The following is a 13,456-nucleotide window of genomic DNA, read 5'->3' as shown; positions in this document are numbered from 1 at the left end:
GGAAGACCTTGAAGGAAATCACGAGGTCGGCCTCCACTACCTCGCTGCCGTCGGGCTGCGGCGTGCGCGAACGCACCCGCGCGGCAGCCGTCCAGGGCAGGAACTCAGGGTAGCGCGGGACGTCCGCTACAAGGTCGTACATCTGTCGCGCCGACCAGGGCAGCGTCCGTGTTTCCGAATGCCTGGGCATGGCTCCCCCCGGGTGACAGTGGCGCCCCATGTCGCTAAATGGAAGCGTGAAATCAAGGTCCCACCGGGCCGCGCGAGGGGGAAAATCGTGCCGCAACGACCCTATGTCATCGACGAAATGATTTCGGCCAAGGCCATCGCGGCGCGGGTCGAGGCGCTGGCCAAGGAGATCACGCGCGCCTTCCGCGGCACCGACAAGCTCGTCGTGGTCGGGCTCCTGCGCGGCTCCTTCGTGTTCATCGCCGACCTCGTGCGCGAGATCGACCTGCCGGTCGAGGTCGATTTCCTCGAAGCCTCCTCCTACGGCGACGCGATGGAAAGCTCCCGCGAGGTGCGTATCCTGAAGGACCTCCGGGGCGAGATCGCGGGCCGCGACGTGCTGGTGGTGGAGGATATCGTCGATACCGGCTTCACGCTCCACCATGTCGTCAACCTGCTCCGCAGCCGTGAACCGAAGCGGCTCGAGGTCTGCGCGCTTCTCGACAAGCCGACGCGGCGCGAGGTGCCGATCAGGGCCACCTGGACGGGGTTCGAGATTCCGGACGAGTTCGTAGTGGGTTACGGCATCGACTTCGCGCAGCGGAACCGCAACCTGCCCTATATCGGCAAGGTTCGGTTCGTCGAGGCGGGGTCCGTCAGCTGACGCGGATGTCGAGGCGCGCCGCAGCCGCCGCCGCGATGAGGTCTGCGCGGCGCGGGAAGCAGCCGGAGAAGAGCGGAACCCGGCGCCCGTCGCGCAGGTGCAGCACGTAATCGGTGCTGTCGGTCCAGTCCGCGATCTGGAGGTGGTCGATGTCATCGAGCGGCCAGGTCTCGACGCGGCCGGCCCCGGTCACGATCAGCGCCTCGGGCGTGAGGTCGATCCCGTGAACCCTCCCCGCCAGGAGCATCCACAACGCCGCGCCGGTCGCGCCGCCAACCGGCAGCCACCAGAGCAGGGGTGGCGGGCCCTGGCGAAGTGCGGCAAGGATCATCACGGCGCCCACCGCAAGGAACAGGGCGGCGGGCCAGCCGCGTTCGGAGCGGCGAAAGTGGAAAGGCAGCTTCATGTCGCGATTCTGCGGGGCTATCCGGGCGGAATTCGGGCGCAAGGCCGCGGGGTGGGCGCGATGAATCCGCGGATGTTCCTCCGCATGGCACGATGGGCGCGCAAGCCGCCGTCGGCGCGGCGGGTGGTCCTCGGGCTCATGGTGATCGCCGCCTGCCTGGCGCTTGCGGCGCTGGAATGGGCGGGGCTGCTGCCCGACTGGTTCGGCATTCCCTGACGGCGGCTTCCGCCGACCGGTGCCTCAGGCCGCCCCCGGCACGCCCCGTAGCCGTGTCGCCTGCTCGGCAACGGCCCGCGTCAGCAGCGACCGCGCGGCGGAGATGCGCGGAATGTCGGCAAGGTCGGAGTGGCTTGCGACCCAGATGTCCACGGCAAGTTCGGGCAGCACGCCGGTCACGCGCTCCAGCTGCGGGTGTTCCGCCCCGAGGAAGTCCGGCATCGCGGCAAGGCCGAGCCCCTCCGCCGCCAGTTCCCGCACCACGAGGAAGCTGTCGGAGCGCGCGACGATCCGCGCGGGCTCGACGTTCTCCTCGATCCACCGCCCGACACGCGAGCTTCCGGCCTGCCCGGACAGGCCGAGCCAGTCGGCGTTCGCCGCGCCGCGCCGGCGGAAGAGGCCGAAGCCAAGCACCGCCGCCGCCTCGCCCACAAGGTCTTCGGGCAGCGCGAGCGCGGGACGGATGGTGATGTCGGCATGCGTCCGGGCGAGATCGACATGGGCATTCGAGCAGATCAGCTCCAGCTTGAGGTGGGGCAGGAGCACGCGCAGACGCGCGATGACCGGGGCGAGCACGCACTGGCAGAGCGAATCCGTCGAGGTCACGCGCACCTCGCCCGAAAGCGGCGCCTGCGAGCCGCGCAGCGCGCGCCCCACCGCCTGAACCGCGCGATCAACCTCGCGCGCGGCGTCGATGATGCGTGTCATCGGCTCGGGCACCGCATAGCCCCGCGCCGTCCGGTCGAAGACCGCCATGCCGGCGGATACCTCGTAGGCCGCGATCCGCCTGAGGACGGTCGCGTGATTCACCCCGAGCCGCCGCGCCGCGGCGCTGACCGAGCCTTCCTCGGCCACGGCCAGCACGAACCGCAAGTCGTCCCAGTTCTCCCGTGTCATGCGCTGCCCTTCCGCGATCACGTTTTCGTCAGCCACGAGCCCGAAACCGGACCTTGGTCCGATCAAATCCTCCCCTTCGCCCGCCCAAGGTCCCTACCGGGGGCTGCAAACCGGGCTTCTGTGCGGAATTTCACCACAGCCCTGCGAAAATTGCGAGTAGTCACCCGTTTTGTCACAGCTAGTCTCTTCCCGTTCTCAACAGGGAGTTGCGTCATGAAGACACTGTTCGCCGGTTTGACTGTTGCAGCCATCGTCTCCGCCGGGGTGGTGACCGCCCAGGAAAAGGGCCCGTTCGCCATGCAGATCAAGGCGCGCCAGGGCATCATGGCCTATCGGGCCGTCAATCTCGGTGTGCTTGGCGGCATGGCGAAGGGGGAGACGGAGTACAACGCCGAGGCTGCCCAGAAGGCAGCCGACAACTTGGCAACGGCCGTGGCGATTGACGCTTCGATGCTCTGGCCGAAGGGATCGGACCACGACGCCGATCCGACAAGCGAGGCGCTGGCAGCGATCTGGGCGGACGGGTCGGACATCGGTGCCAAGGCCAAGGCCATGTCGGACGCGGCGGCGGCGATGCAGGCCGCCGCCGGCAAGGATATCGACAGCCTGAAAGCGGCGATGGGTCCCGTGGGCGAAGCCTGCGCGGGGTGTCACAAGTCCTTCCGCGTTCCGCAGAACTGACGGCCGGACCGCCGCAGGGGTCCGCCGCCCGGATGCACCCTCCGTGGGCGGCGGATTGCCACCGGCGCAGAAGGCGTGGGCGAGGTTCTGCCGTTCGCGCGAAGCCGGCGCGCCATCTGCAACCCCGGTTATAGAACCTCTAACCCGGGCCGCATGGGCAATTCCGGGATCTGCCAGGCCAATGCCGATGCCTCGGGGCGTCGGCACGGAACGGCCTCACCCGAAGGTTCCAGACGGTCCGTTCCAGGAGTAGTTCATGCGCAAGACCCTTATCGCAATCGCCGCCGCCGCGCTCGTCGCCGCACCGGCCCTGTCCGAAAACATCAGCGACCCGGAAGAGATCCTGACCGCCCGGCACGGCTACATGCTCTTGCTGGCGAACCAGCTTGCGCCGCTCGGCGCCATGGCGAAGGGCGAGATGCCCTACGATGCCGCGACAGCCGCCCGGGCTGCCGCAAGCCTCGCGGCGCTCGCCTCGGTCGATACCTCGATGCTCTGGGCGCCGGGGACGGAAGAGGGGGCGATCGAGGACAGCTCGGCCCTGCCCGAAATCCTGAGCAACACCGCCGACCGGGAGGCGCGCTTCGCGGAACTCACGACGGCATCTCACACGCTGTCGGCGGCGGCCGGCACCGACCTTGAAGGCCTCAAGGCGGCCATGGGTGCCGTCGGGCAGGCTTGTGGCGGGTGCCACAAGCAGTATCGTAAATCCGAGTGAGAGGATCGCGGGCGCAACCGCGCGACTGACGGTTGCGCCCGCGACGCACCCATGGAGTTCCAGACGATGCGCCGGATTCTTGCCGCCCTCCTCCTTCTCGCCTTCGCGGCTCTCGGCCTTTTCTGGTTCGTTACCCGCCCCACACCCCTGCCCGCCGACGCGCTCGACGGGCTGACGCCCAACCTCGCGAACGGCGAGCAGGTCTTCTGGGCGGCGGGCTGCGCGGCGTGCCATGCCGATGCAGCGGCCAAGGGCGAGGCGAAGCTGGTCCTCAAGGGCGGGCAACGTTTCCCTTCCCCCTTCGGCACCTTCGTCGCACCCAACATCTCGAACGACCCGGCGGCCGGGATCGGCGGATGGAGTGCCCTCGACCTCGCCAACGCGATGCTGCGGGGCATCTCCCCGCGGGGCGCGCACTACTATCCCGTCTTTCCCTACGCGAGCTACACGAAGGCGTCGTTGCAGGACGTCGTCGACCTGCGCGCCTTCCTCGCCACGCTTCCCGCCGACGCGACACCGAGCGCGGCCCACGAGGTCGGCTTTCCCTTCAACATCCGTCTCAGCCTCGGGGCCTGGAAGTTCCTCTACCTCGATCCGGCCTGGGTGGTGACCGGCGACCTCACGCCGGAGGAGGAGCGCGGGCGCTACCTTGCCGAGGCGCTCGGCCATTGCGGCGAATGCCATACGCCGCGCGGGGCCCTCGGCGGCATGGAGCGGGCGCGCTGGCTCGCCGGCGGCCCTGTTCCCGGCGGCAAGGGAAATTTCCCCAACATCACACCGGCCAAGCTAACCTGGTCCGAACCCGACATCGTCGAATACCTGACCTCGGGCTTCACGCCCGACTACGACAGCGCGGGCGGGCACATGGCGCTGGTCGTGGAAAACACCGCCCACCTGCCCGAAAGCGACCGCGCCGCCATCGCGGCCTATCTGAAGCGCGTGCCGCCGGCGCAGTAGGACCCGCGGGTTGGCCCCGGTCCGGCAGACCGGGAACTGGCGGCGGAGGCTACCCCGCGAGCAGACGCAGGGCGCGCGCACGCGACGGCGGAATGCCCGCGATCTCCACGCCGGTGAAGACGTGCAGAGTCCCGAGGTCGTCGTCCACCACCGCATGGTCGCTGACCCACCCGCCCATCATCAGGTAGGTCCTGAGAAGCGGCGGCATGAGCTGCATCGCCCGGCGCGGATCGCTCTGCCGTCGCCGGAGCCTCAGCGCGAAGGGGAAGACCTTCGGCGCCTTGACGACCGGCCGCCAGCACTTCGGCGCGAGGTGCCGTTCGCGCAGCATCGCGAAGGCGTCGAGGTAGGTCTCCGCGTCGGTCCCGAGGAAGGAGGAGCAGCCGAAGAGCATCCCGACGCCCTCGGCGTCCACGAAGCGGGTCATCGCGGCCCAGGCGACGCGCAGCACGTCGGGATCGTGGCAATCGGGGTCGAGGCAGAAGCGGCCCATCTCCACCATCTTGCCGGGGTAATGGCGCAGGCCCGAAAGCTCGTAGTACTGCGCCGAATAGCTCCGCCCGATCTCGCGACCGTGGGCGAGAGGCAGAAGCCGGAAGGCCGCCACCAGCCGCCCGCCGCGGACCTCCTCCACCAGCACATGGCGGCAGAGCGCATCGAAGGCGTCCACGTCGCGCCCGCCCTCGGCCCCCTGCCCGCGGGCGGCGCGGAAGGCGCGCCAGCGCAGGGCCTGCGCCCGGTCGAGGTCGGCTGCGCCCTCGGCGAACCTTGCCCGATACCGTCCCGTCCCGCGCATCGGCATCCCCTGGCATCTCCGGCTTGGCGTGCCCCGCGGCCGCGCCTACATTTGAAACGACCTTACCCCGGATGGGTGTCAGGACGGCAACGGAATCGGAGGGCGGAATGACCGAAAAGATCGTCAAGACCGACGCCGAGTGGCGCGCGCAGCTCTCGGACCTCGCCTACAAGGTGACGCGCAAGCACGCGACGGAGCGCGCCTTCACCCACGACGACTTCCCGAAGGGACCGGCGACCTTCCATTGCATCTGCTGCGGCGCGCCTCTCTTCGACGCCGAGACCAAGTTCGACTCCGGCAGCGGCTGGCCGAGTTTCTACCGGCCGGTCTCGGCCGAGGCGGTTGGCGAGACGGAGGACCGGAGCTGGTTCATGAAGCGGACCGAGGTTCACTGCGCCGCCTGTGACGCCCATCTCGGCCATGTCTTCCCGGACGGGCCCAAGCCGACGGGGCTGCGCTACTGCATCAACGGCGTGGCGCTGACGCAGCGGCCCAAGGCGGGCTGACACCCGCCGCTATTCGTTGTTCAGCAATTGCCCGGCGCTGATGTTGCCGATGTTGCCGAGAAGCTGGCGCAGGAAGCTCAGGCCCTTGATGTTGCTGTCGGTGACGCGCCGCGACAGCACGACGACCTGACCCTTCTCGAGCCCGAAGCGCTCCACGTTCTCGACGGTGCCGCCCTCGTCGAAGCTGATCGCCACGACCTGCCGGTCGATTTCCTGCGGCTCGCGCGGACCGTAATGGCGGAAGCGCGAGCCGACGTAGTACCACGCGCCGCCGGTAAGGAGCCCGGTCGAGGAGGGCCGGCCCACCGCCTTGGCGACGTCCTCGCGCGTCGATTCGCCGACGATGACCTGTTCGAGATCGACATCCCTGGGGATGTAGCCGTGATTCTGGTAAAGCGCGGTGCAGGCAGCCAGCAGGGCCACGAGAAGCGCGAACGCGCCATGCCGAACTCCGGAACCGAGCCTGCCCATACCGCCCTCTTGTCTTGCCGCCCCAAGCCTTCTATGCGGCTTACAACATGCCGGTGCCGTCCTTCAAGGTCGAAGCCGCCGGCAGGTCCGGTCCGGACGACAGGAGACCGCCCATGACCCGCGATGCCGCGCCCTTTTCCCACCCCTTCCGCGTCGCCGCCCTGCCTCCGCGCAAGCCATCGCGCTTCGACCTCCGGCCGGGGCGCGACGCCTCGGCGGCCATCGCGGCGGACCTAGGGCTTCTCGGCCTCGACGGCCTGCGGTTCCGCGGCGAACTCCGGCCCGCCGGCCGGCAGGACTGGGTGCTGGAGGCCGATCTCGAGGCGACGGTCACGCAGGCCTGCATCGTCACGCTTGCCCCCGTCACCAGCCGCATCGCCGAGCCGGTCGTCCGCCGCTACGTCGCCGGCCTTGCCGAGCCCGAGGCCGAGGAGGTCGAGATGCCCGACGAGACGGTGGAACCGCTGCCTCCGGTCATCGACGCGGGTGCGGTTATGGTCGAGGCCCTGGCGCTCGCCCTGCCGCCCTACCCCCGGGCGGCGGAGGCCGACTTCGCCGGCGCGGTGGCGGCGCCGGAGGGCGCCGAGCCGCTGATGGAGGAGGAAACGACGCGGCCCTTCGCCGGTCTCGCCGATCTGCTGAAGAAGGGCGACGGCGCCTCCTGACACCGGGGCGCAGCGGGCGCCAGAAAAGGGCTTGCGCCCGCGCGGAATCGCAGTATGTTCCCGGCCTCGCTTGAACGTTGGGTTCGCACCGGTCGCTGAGCGTCCGCCCTGTGACGAAACCCCAGGAAAACCGGGGCCCGCCCCCAAGAACACCCGAGGTTGAGACATGGCTGTCCCTCAGAACCGGACCACGCGGTCCCGCCGCAACATGCGCCGCGCCCACGATGCGCTCGTCGCCGCGAATCCGAACGAATGCCCGAACTGCGGCGAGCTGAAGCGCCCGCACCACGTCTGCGGCGCCTGCGGTCACTACAATGACCGCGAAGTGGTCGCCCAGACCGCCGAGATCGACCTGGACGAAGACGCGGCGTAAGCCCGTCGCTTCTCCGGCTCATGCCGCCCAGCGAAGACCGCGCGCCCGAGGCCCCCGGATACGGGACTTCGGGCCGTATCGTCATTTCGGTCGATGCGATGGGCGGCGACCGCGGCCCGGGCGCGGTCGTGGCCGGGATGGCGGATGCGGCAGCGGACAATCCGGACATCGAGTTCGTCGTTCACGGCCCGGAAGAGGTGCTGACCCAGCTCGTCGGCAAGCGCCCGACGCTCTCGGGGCGCTGCACGATCCGCCATGCGGCCGGCGTCGTCACCATGGACGACAAGCCGAGCCAGGTCATGCGCCACGGTGACGGCACCTCCATGTGGTCGGCGATCGAGAGCGTCCGCAACGGCGAGGCGACCGTCGCGGTGAGCTGCGGCAACACCGGCGCGCTGATGGCCCTGTCGATGATCCGCCTTCGCAAGCTGCCGGGCGTCAGCCGCCCGGCCATCGCCTGCCTCTGGCCCTCGCGCAACCCGCAAGGGTTCAACCTCATGCTAGACGTCGGCGCCGACATCAGGGCCGACGCGCCGGACCTGCTGCAATACGCGCTTATGGGCGCCTCCTATGCCCGCAACGGGTTGGGCCTCCCCCGGCCGCGCGTCGGCCTTCTCAACGTGGGCACGGAGGAGCACAAGGGGCGCGCGGAACTGAAGGCAGCGCAGGACCTGATCGCCGCCGCGACCGAGGCGGGCGGCTTCGACTACGTCGGCTTCGTCGAGGGTGGCGACCTGCCCTCGGCGCGGGTGGACGTCATCGTCACCGACGGCTTCACCGGCAACATCGCTCTCAAGACCGGCGAGGGCACGGCGAAGCTCGTCGGCGACTTCCTGCGCGAGGCGTTCAACGCCGGCATCCTTTCGCGCTTTGCCGCGCTCCTGGCACTCGGCTCGCTCAAGCGGCTGCAGAAGCGGATCGATCCGCGGCGGGTCAACGGCGGCGTCTTCCTCGGCCTCAACGGGACCATCGTGAAATCGCACGGCTCGGCCGACGCCACGGGCGTCTCGGCAGCGATCCGGCTTGCCTTCCAACTGGCCCGGTCGGGCTTCCAGGAACGCCTCGCGGCGCGGGTTGCCTCTGCCGTGAAGGCGGGGCAGGATGCCGCGCAAGCTGGGGCAGAGAACGGGATTTCCTCATGACAATCCGTGCCGTGGTCCGGGGCGTCGGGCATTACCTGCCCGCGCGCGTCGTCCCGAACTCCGATTTCGAGGCACGGCTCGACACGAGCGACGAGTGGATCCGTGCGCGCACCGGCATCGAGCGGCGCCACTTCGCGGCCGAGGGAGAGACGACGTCGGACCTCGGCGCGCGGGCGGCGGAAGCGGCCTTGGCCGACGCCGGGCTGACGGCGGCCGATCTCGACGCGATCGTGCTCGCGACATCGACCGCCGATCTGACCTTCCCCGCCGCCGCGACGATGGTCCAGCAGAAGATCGGCATGACGAAGGGTTTCGCCTTCGACGTGCAGGCCGTCTGCGCCGGCTTCGTCTTCGCGCTCGCCAATGCCAATGCGCTGATCCAGTCGGGCCAGGCCCGCCGGGTCCTCGTCATCGGTGCAGAGACCTTCAGCCGCATCCTCGACTTCGAGGACCGCGGCACCTGCGTCCTCTTCGGCGACGGCGCCGGCGCAGTGGTGCTGGAAGCCGCCGAGGGCAAGGGCACACCGGCGGATCGTGGCATCCTTGCCACCGACCTGCACAGCGACGGCAGCTACCGCGATATTCTTTACGTCGATGGCGGAGTCTCCACGACCGGCACGGCCGGGCATCTCAGGATGCAGGGCAACCAGGTCTTCCGCCACGCGGTCGAGAAACTGGCGGAGACCGCCCACGCCGCGCTCGACAAGGCCGGGCTGTCCGGGGCGGACGTGGACTGGATCGTTCCGCATCAGGCGAACCTGAGAATCATCGCCGCCACGGCGCAGCGGATGCAGGTGCCGATGGAGCGCGTGGTGGTCACCGTGCAGGATCACGGCAACACCTCCGCCGCCTCGATTCCCCTCGCGCTGTCCGTCGGCAAGGCGCGCGGCCAGATCAAGGAGGGCGATCTGATCGTGACCGAGGCCATCGGCGGCGGTCTGAGCTGGGGCGCAGTCGTCCTCAGGTGGTGAAAACCCGCTTGAAAACCCCTCCCCAAACCATTGATATTGACTAAGGGTTCGTATCCGCACATCCTTCGCCAAACAGCGAGGGGACGCGAGATGAGCGAAAAGACCTTGACCCGCATGGATCTGAGCGAGGCGGTGTTCCGCGAGGTGGGCCTATCGCGCAACGAATCCGCGCAGTTGGTGGAGAGCGTGCTCGCCCATATGTCCGACGCCCTCGCCACGGGCGAGACGGTCAAGATATCGTCCTTCGGGACCTTCTCGGTCCGTGACAAGTCGGCGCGGGTCGGCCGCAACCCCAAGACCGGCGACGAGGTGCCGATCCATCCCCGCCGCGTCCTGACCTTCCGCCCGTCGCACCTGATGAAGGATCGCGTCGCCGCCGGCAACAGGGGCTGAGGCCCGGCCCATGGAGAAATCCGCCGAGGCTTTCCGCACCATCAGCGAAGTCTCCGACCTGCTGGACACGCCGGCCCATGTGCTGAGGTTCTGGGAAAGCCGGTTTGCCCAGGTCAAGCCCGTGAAGCGCGCGGGCGGCAGGCGGTACTACCGTCCATCGGACGTCGCGCTGCTGGGCGGGATCAGGAAGCTCCTGCACGACGACGGCATGACGATCCGCGGCGTGCAGAAGATCCTGCGCGAACAGGGTGTGCGCCACGTCGCCGCTCTCTCGGCGGCAGACGTGACCGCCGGCGAAACCGCAGCGGCGCAGCAGGAAGCCCGCGTGGTCTCCGTTCCCCGCGCCGCGGCCGTCCCCGCGGCGCCGCCGCGCGGAGGTCACTGGCCCGCCGCGGCAACGCCCGATGCCGCGACGCCCGGCGCGGGCCTGCTTCCCGATCCCGACGACATGGCGGCCCTCTTCGACGAGGCGCCGATGCAGGTCGATGCGCCGACGCTGCCGCTTGGGCAGCCGGGCAACGTCCGGGCGCTGTCGGACGAGGCCGCGCACAGGGCCGCGCCCGTGCCTTCCGCCGAGCCCGCACCCGCCGAGGGCGCCGAGACCGTCCGCCCGCCCGCCGCGACGATGCTGCGCGCCATGGACGCGCTCAGGGCACGGGACAAAAAGTCCGAGCTGCGCGTCGTCTACAGCCGCCTGACGACGCTGCGCGAGAGGCTCGCGGAACGCAACGGGCCATCGTCGGGCTGACCGTCCGCATGCCGGATCGTGCTGGTCGCCACCTGCGTTTTGCCGCTTGCCCCCGCCCCGCCAATCATCCTATACCGCGCTGCGTCGGGCCGTGGCGCAGCCTGGTTAGCGCGTCCGTCTGGGGGGCGGAAGGTCGCGAGTTCGAATCTCGCCGGCCCGACCAAATCCGAAACGCCCACCCCCTTGCCGGGGTGGGCGTTCGCACATGGGGGGACAAGCAATGAGCGGAACCGGCGTGCTGGCCGACCGGGCGATCCGCGCGATGGTCGCCGCCGGCGCGATCGCCGCCGATCCGGCCGTGACGGACGCACAGGTGCAGCCCGCGAGCCTCGACCTGAGGCTCGGCGCGGTGGCCTACCGGGTGCGCGCCTCCTTCCTCGCCGGCAAGGGCCGGCGGGTCGTCGAGCGCATCGCCGAGTTCGAGATGCACCGGATCGACCTTGCCGAAGGCGCGGTGCTGGAAAAGGGCTGCGTCTATGTCGTGCCGCTGATGGAGCGCCTCGCGCTGCCCGCCGGCGTCACGGCGGTGGCAAACGCGAAAAGCTCGACCGGACGGCTCGACCTTCTCACCCGCACCATCACCGATGGCGGCGTGGAGTTCGACCGGATCGGCGAGGGCTACGTCGGCCCGCTTTACGCCGAGATCTGCCCCCGTTCCTTCTCCGTCCTGGTTCGTGCCGGGATGCGGCTCAATCAGATCCGCTTCCGGCGGGGCCACGCCGCGCTCGACGACGCGGCGCTTCATGCGCTCCACGCCGCTGTGCCGCTTGTCTCGGGTCCGGCACTGATCGACGACGGACTCGGCTTCTCCGTCGATCTCAGGCCCGCGACGGGCGACCTCGTCGGCTACCGCGCCAAGCCGCACACCGGGCTGATCGACCTCGACCGGATCGGTCACTACCCGCCTGCCGACTTCTGGGAGGAGGTGCGCACGCGCGAGGGCCGCATCATCCTGGACCCCGGCGCCTTCTACATCCTGGTCAGCCGCGAGGCGGTGACGATCCCGCCCGACCATGCTGCCGAGATGGCGCCCTATCTTGCCATGGTGGGTGAATTCCGGGTGCATTACGCCGGCTTCTTCGACCCCGGCTTCGGCTGGTCGGGCGCGGCGGGGGCGGGCTCGCGCGGGGTCTTGGAGGTGCGCTGCCACGAGGCGCCCTTCGTTCTGGAGCACGGGCAGGTCGTGGGCCGGCTCATCTACGAACGCATGGCCGAGCGGCCGGAACGGCTTTATGGCGCTGGCCTTGCGTCGAACTACCAGGGTCAGGGGCTGAAGCTTTCCAAGCACTTCCGCTAGCGGATCCGGCCGCGCGCAGGCCGCGGCCGCACCGGGCGCCACCAGTCGTAGAAAACAAAGAAGCCGTAGGCATAGACCGTGTAGCCGACCGTCAGCCCGAGATCGACCGCCAGCGCCGCGCCAAGGCAGTGGCCACCGATCCACACGAGAATCGGCAGCGTCACCACAAGCGTCGAAAGCTCGCAGGAAGCCGCGTGAACCACGCGGAGCCCGCGCGGACGGTCACTCGCCACCCGGCCCGTGAGCCTGAGGTCGATCAGGTCGAAAGCCGAGTTGTGGAGCGGCGCCCAGACGAGAACGGCCGCCGACAGCGCCAGCATCAGCCCGGCCGATTCGACCGCTCCCCGGTCCATCACCGCGGCGTAGAGTGGCGTCACCACGACCAGCCCTCCGGCCTCGTAGAGGATGGTCTGGACGATACGGTCGCGGAATGTGCGCAGGCCCATGGCAGAGCCTCCCGGAGCGGGCACGGGGGGGCCCGGGGAATGTCAGCTTCAGAAAACGATGGCGTCGGTAATGCCGGCGGAAGATACCACGCTCCGCCCGCCGCGCTCAGTCAGGAATTGCCGACCCTCAGCGCCCGAGCCGGCGCGTGATCCGCGCGGCCTTCCGCGCCTTCTTGGCGAGCGCCCGCGCATCCCCCGGCGTCACCGCGCGCCCTGCCCTGCCGTCCCGACGGCCCAGCAGGGCCAACCCCTTGCGCAGCCCGATGTTCACAAGGCTCCGGAGGAGCATGTTGCCGACGAGCCTGACGATCCGGTTGAGGTCCATCCGCTCAGTCCTCGAACAGTTCGCTCTGCCCTTCCGGCGCTTCGCCCTCCTCATCGGCGGGAAGCGCGCCGCCCGGCATCGGCCGGTTGTCGAGAAGCCCGGCGGCGCGCAGTTCCTTCAGCCCGGGAAGGTCGCGCGCGGATTCGAGCCCGAAGTGATCGAGGAAGCCTTGTGTCACCACATAGGTTACCGGCCGGCCCGGCGTCATCCGCCGCCGGCCAAAGCGGATCCATTCCAGTTCCAGAAGCTGGTCCACCGTCCCCCGGCTGACCGCGACGCCGCGGATTTCCTCGATCTCGGCCCGCGTGCAGGGCTGGTGGTAGGCGATGATCGCCAGCGTCTCGATCGCCGCGCGGCTGAGCTTGCGCGTCTCCACCGTCTCCTTCTGCATCAGGAAGCCGAGGTCGGGGGCGGTGCGCATGGCCCAGGCATCGCCGACACGGACGACATGGACGCCCCGGCCCTCGTAGCGCTTCCTCAGATGCACCAGCGCCTCGGCCGGATCGCTCCCGTGCGGCATCCGCGCCTCGAGCTCGGCCACCGTCACCGGATCGGCTGAGGCGAAGAGGATCGCCTCCACCATGCGCTCCTGCTCGGCCATGGGCGGCGCCTCGAA

The 13,456-nt window shown here is 69.6% G+C and carries 21 protein-coding genes and 1 tRNA gene; 14 read left to right on the top strand and 8 right to left on the bottom strand.

What is annotated here, in order from left to right:
• The coding region (locus tag ACMUOO_RS14080; RefSeq protein WP_413855600.1) for an SRPBCC family protein at positions 1-190 on the bottom strand (190 nt) is incomplete at its 3' end.
• A gap of 87 nt (positions 191-277) precedes the next feature.
• Here ACMUOO_RS14080 and hpt point away from each other — a divergent pair.
• The gene (gene hpt / locus ACMUOO_RS14075; RefSeq protein ID WP_301918040.1) at positions 278-832 is read left to right on the top strand and encodes a hypoxanthine phosphoribosyltransferase; all 555 of its coding nucleotides are present in this window, start codon (positions 278-280) and stop codon (positions 830-832) included.
• On the opposite strand, the gene ACMUOO_RS14070 is transcribed toward hpt, so the two are convergent.
• The gene (locus ACMUOO_RS14070; protein WP_301918039.1) at positions 825-1,238 is read right to left on the bottom strand and encodes a hypothetical protein; all 414 of its coding nucleotides are present in this window, start codon (positions 1,236-1,238) and stop codon (positions 825-827) included. The two genes, hpt and ACMUOO_RS14070, sit on opposite strands and share 8 nt — an antisense overlap.
• Positions 1,239-1,322: 84 nt before the next feature.
• Between ACMUOO_RS14070 and ACMUOO_RS14065 the strand changes: the two genes are divergently transcribed.
• On the top strand, positions 1,323-1,454 hold the full coding sequence (locus ACMUOO_RS14065) for a hypothetical protein (protein ID WP_301918059.1): 132 nt from the start codon (positions 1,323-1,325) through the stop codon (positions 1,452-1,454).
• Positions 1,455-1,478: 24 nt separating this feature from the next.
• On the opposite strand, the gene ACMUOO_RS14060 is transcribed toward ACMUOO_RS14065, so the two are convergent.
• Positions 1,479-2,351: a LysR family transcriptional regulator gene (locus ACMUOO_RS14060; protein WP_413855597.1), complete on the bottom strand. Its 873-nt coding sequence runs from the start codon at positions 2,349-2,351 to the stop codon at positions 1,479-1,481.
• A 213-nt stretch (positions 2,352-2,564) separates the two neighbouring features.
• Between ACMUOO_RS14060 and ACMUOO_RS14055 the strand changes: the two genes are divergently transcribed.
• The 3 genes from ACMUOO_RS14055 (at position 2,565) to ACMUOO_RS14045 (ending at position 4,707) form a co-directional block, all read left to right on the top strand.
• The gene (locus ACMUOO_RS14055; RefSeq protein WP_301918037.1) at positions 2,565-3,032 is read left to right on the top strand and encodes a c-type cytochrome; all 468 of its coding nucleotides are present in this window, start codon (positions 2,565-2,567) and stop codon (positions 3,030-3,032) included.
• Between the two features lie 256 nt (positions 3,033-3,288).
• The gene (locus ACMUOO_RS14050; RefSeq protein WP_301918036.1) at positions 3,289-3,750 is read left to right on the top strand and encodes a c-type cytochrome; all 462 of its coding nucleotides are present in this window, start codon (positions 3,289-3,291) and stop codon (positions 3,748-3,750) included.
• A 66-nt stretch (positions 3,751-3,816) separates the two neighbouring features.
• Entirely contained in the window at positions 3,817-4,707 is an 891-nt protein-coding gene (locus tag ACMUOO_RS14045; RefSeq protein WP_301918058.1) for a c-type cytochrome, read from the top strand.
• A 49-nt stretch (positions 4,708-4,756) separates the two neighbouring features.
• Here the strand turns inward: ACMUOO_RS14045 and ACMUOO_RS14040 are convergent, their stop codons facing one another.
• Positions 4,757-5,503, bottom strand: a complete 747-nt coding sequence (locus ACMUOO_RS14040; protein WP_301918035.1) for a GNAT family N-acetyltransferase — start codon at positions 5,501-5,503, stop codon at positions 4,757-4,759.
• A gap of 107 nt (positions 5,504-5,610) precedes the next feature.
• On the opposite strand from ACMUOO_RS14040, the gene msrB reads away from it, so the two are divergent.
• Positions 5,611-6,009: a peptide-methionine (R)-S-oxide reductase MsrB gene (gene msrB / locus ACMUOO_RS14035; RefSeq protein ID WP_301918034.1), complete on the top strand. Its 399-nt coding sequence runs from the start codon at positions 5,611-5,613 to the stop codon at positions 6,007-6,009.
• A gap of 9 nt (positions 6,010-6,018) precedes the next feature.
• Here the strand turns inward: msrB and ACMUOO_RS14030 are convergent, their stop codons facing one another.
• Positions 6,019-6,480: an outer membrane protein assembly factor BamE gene (locus tag ACMUOO_RS14030; protein ID WP_301918033.1), complete on the bottom strand. Its 462-nt coding sequence runs from the start codon at positions 6,478-6,480 to the stop codon at positions 6,019-6,021.
• Between the two features lie 113 nt (positions 6,481-6,593).
• Between ACMUOO_RS14030 and ACMUOO_RS14025 the strand changes: the two genes are divergently transcribed.
• The 8 genes from ACMUOO_RS14025 (at position 6,594) to ACMUOO_RS13990 (ending at position 12,069) form a co-directional block, all read left to right on the top strand.
• The gene (locus ACMUOO_RS14025) at positions 6,594-7,145 is read left to right on the top strand and encodes a YceD family protein (RefSeq protein ID WP_301918032.1); all 552 of its coding nucleotides are present in this window, start codon (positions 6,594-6,596) and stop codon (positions 7,143-7,145) included.
• Between the two features lie 166 nt (positions 7,146-7,311).
• Positions 7,312-7,518, top strand: a complete 207-nt coding sequence (gene rpmF / locus ACMUOO_RS14020) for a 50S ribosomal protein L32 (protein WP_291338460.1) — start codon at positions 7,312-7,314, stop codon at positions 7,516-7,518.
• A 20-nt stretch (positions 7,519-7,538) separates the two neighbouring features.
• A complete protein-coding gene (plsX, locus tag ACMUOO_RS14015; protein ID WP_301918031.1) occupies positions 7,539-8,660 on the top strand; it encodes a phosphate acyltransferase PlsX in 1,122 nt (373 codons plus the stop codon).
• Positions 8,657-9,631 (top strand): beta-ketoacyl-ACP synthase III, encoded by a 975-nt coding sequence (locus tag ACMUOO_RS14010; RefSeq protein WP_301918030.1) that lies wholly within the window; start codon positions 8,657-8,659, stop codon positions 9,629-9,631. The genes plsX and ACMUOO_RS14010 overlap by 4 nt, the downstream gene beginning before the upstream one ends.
• 90 nt (positions 9,632-9,721) lie before the next feature.
• Positions 9,722-10,024, top strand: a complete 303-nt coding sequence (gene ihfA, locus ACMUOO_RS14005) for an integration host factor subunit alpha (protein WP_291338463.1) — start codon at positions 9,722-9,724, stop codon at positions 10,022-10,024.
• A 10-nt stretch (positions 10,025-10,034) separates the two neighbouring features.
• Positions 10,035-10,772, top strand: coding sequence for a MerR family transcriptional regulator (locus ACMUOO_RS14000; protein WP_301918029.1), 738 nt, complete (start codon positions 10,035-10,037; stop codon positions 10,770-10,772).
• A gap of 85 nt (positions 10,773-10,857) precedes the next feature.
• Positions 10,858-10,935, top strand: a tRNA-Pro gene (locus ACMUOO_RS13995).
• Positions 10,936-10,992: 57 nt separating this feature from the next.
• Positions 10,993-12,069: a 2'-deoxycytidine 5'-triphosphate deaminase gene (locus ACMUOO_RS13990; protein WP_301918028.1), complete on the top strand. Its 1,077-nt coding sequence runs from the start codon at positions 10,993-10,995 to the stop codon at positions 12,067-12,069.
• On the opposite strand, the gene ACMUOO_RS13985 is transcribed toward ACMUOO_RS13990, so the two are convergent.
• The 3 genes from ACMUOO_RS13985 to scpB all read right to left on the bottom strand — a co-directional run.
• On the bottom strand, positions 12,066-12,515 hold the full coding sequence (locus ACMUOO_RS13985) for a chlorhexidine efflux transporter (protein WP_413855591.1): 450 nt from the start codon (positions 12,513-12,515) through the stop codon (positions 12,066-12,068). The genes ACMUOO_RS13990 and ACMUOO_RS13985 overlap by 4 nt on opposite strands.
• Before the next feature lie 127 nt (positions 12,516-12,642).
• A complete protein-coding gene (locus tag ACMUOO_RS13980; RefSeq protein ID WP_301918026.1) occupies positions 12,643-12,840 on the bottom strand; it encodes a hypothetical protein in 198 nt (65 codons plus the stop codon).
• Between the two features lie 4 nt (positions 12,841-12,844).
• Positions 12,845-13,456, bottom strand: a 612-nt coding sequence (gene scpB, locus ACMUOO_RS13975; protein WP_413855589.1) for an SMC-Scp complex subunit ScpB, incomplete at its 5' end; no start/stop codon positions are given.

Origin of the sequence: Albidovulum sp. (assembly GCF_041919395.1) — a bacterium.
Classification (GTDB): domain Bacteria; phylum Pseudomonadota; class Alphaproteobacteria; order Rhodobacterales; family Rhodobacteraceae; genus Albidovulum.
Note: the sequence above shows the minus strand (reverse complement) of the source record. Positions and strands in the feature narration are given on the sequence as shown.

Coding starts and splice junctions, on each gene's coding strand:
- ACMUOO_RS14070 (WP_301918039.1), bottom strand. CDS start 1,238: ATGAAGCTGCCTTTCCACTTTCGCCGCTCCGAACGCGGCTGGCCCGCC.
- ACMUOO_RS14065 (WP_301918059.1), top strand. CDS start 1,323: ATGGCACGATGGGCGCGCAAGCCGCCGTCGGCGCGGCGGGTGGTCCTC.
- ACMUOO_RS14060 (WP_413855597.1), bottom strand. CDS start 2,351: ATGACACGGGAGAACTGGGACGACTTGCGGTTCGTGCTGGCCGTGGCC.
- ACMUOO_RS14055 (WP_301918037.1), top strand. CDS start 2,565: ATGAAGACACTGTTCGCCGGTTTGACTGTTGCAGCCATCGTCTCCGCC.
- ACMUOO_RS14050 (WP_301918036.1), top strand. CDS start 3,289: ATGCGCAAGACCCTTATCGCAATCGCCGCCGCCGCGCTCGTCGCCGCA.
- ACMUOO_RS14045 (WP_301918058.1), top strand. CDS start 3,817: ATGCGCCGGATTCTTGCCGCCCTCCTCCTTCTCGCCTTCGCGGCTCTC.
- ACMUOO_RS14040 (WP_301918035.1), bottom strand. CDS start 5,503: ATGCGCGGGACGGGACGGTATCGGGCAAGGTTCGCCGAGGGCGCAGCC.
- msrB (WP_301918034.1), top strand. CDS start 5,611: ATGACCGAAAAGATCGTCAAGACCGACGCCGAGTGGCGCGCGCAGCTC.
- ACMUOO_RS14030 (WP_301918033.1), bottom strand. CDS start 6,480: ATGGGCAGGCTCGGTTCCGGAGTTCGGCATGGCGCGTTCGCGCTTCTC.
- ACMUOO_RS14025 (WP_301918032.1), top strand. CDS start 6,594: ATGACCCGCGATGCCGCGCCCTTTTCCCACCCCTTCCGCGTCGCCGCC.
- rpmF (WP_291338460.1), top strand. CDS start 7,312: ATGGCTGTCCCTCAGAACCGGACCACGCGGTCCCGCCGCAACATGCGC.
- plsX (WP_301918031.1), top strand. CDS start 7,539: ATGCCGCCCAGCGAAGACCGCGCGCCCGAGGCCCCCGGATACGGGACT.
- ACMUOO_RS14010 (WP_301918030.1), top strand. CDS start 8,657: ATGACAATCCGTGCCGTGGTCCGGGGCGTCGGGCATTACCTGCCCGCG.
- ihfA (WP_291338463.1), top strand. CDS start 9,722: ATGAGCGAAAAGACCTTGACCCGCATGGATCTGAGCGAGGCGGTGTTC.
- ACMUOO_RS14000 (WP_301918029.1), top strand. CDS start 10,035: ATGGAGAAATCCGCCGAGGCTTTCCGCACCATCAGCGAAGTCTCCGAC.
- ACMUOO_RS13990 (WP_301918028.1), top strand. CDS start 10,993: ATGAGCGGAACCGGCGTGCTGGCCGACCGGGCGATCCGCGCGATGGTC.
- ACMUOO_RS13985 (WP_413855591.1), bottom strand. CDS start 12,515: ATGGGCCTGCGCACATTCCGCGACCGTATCGTCCAGACCATCCTCTAC.
- ACMUOO_RS13980 (WP_301918026.1), bottom strand. CDS start 12,840: ATGGACCTCAACCGGATCGTCAGGCTCGTCGGCAACATGCTCCTCCGG.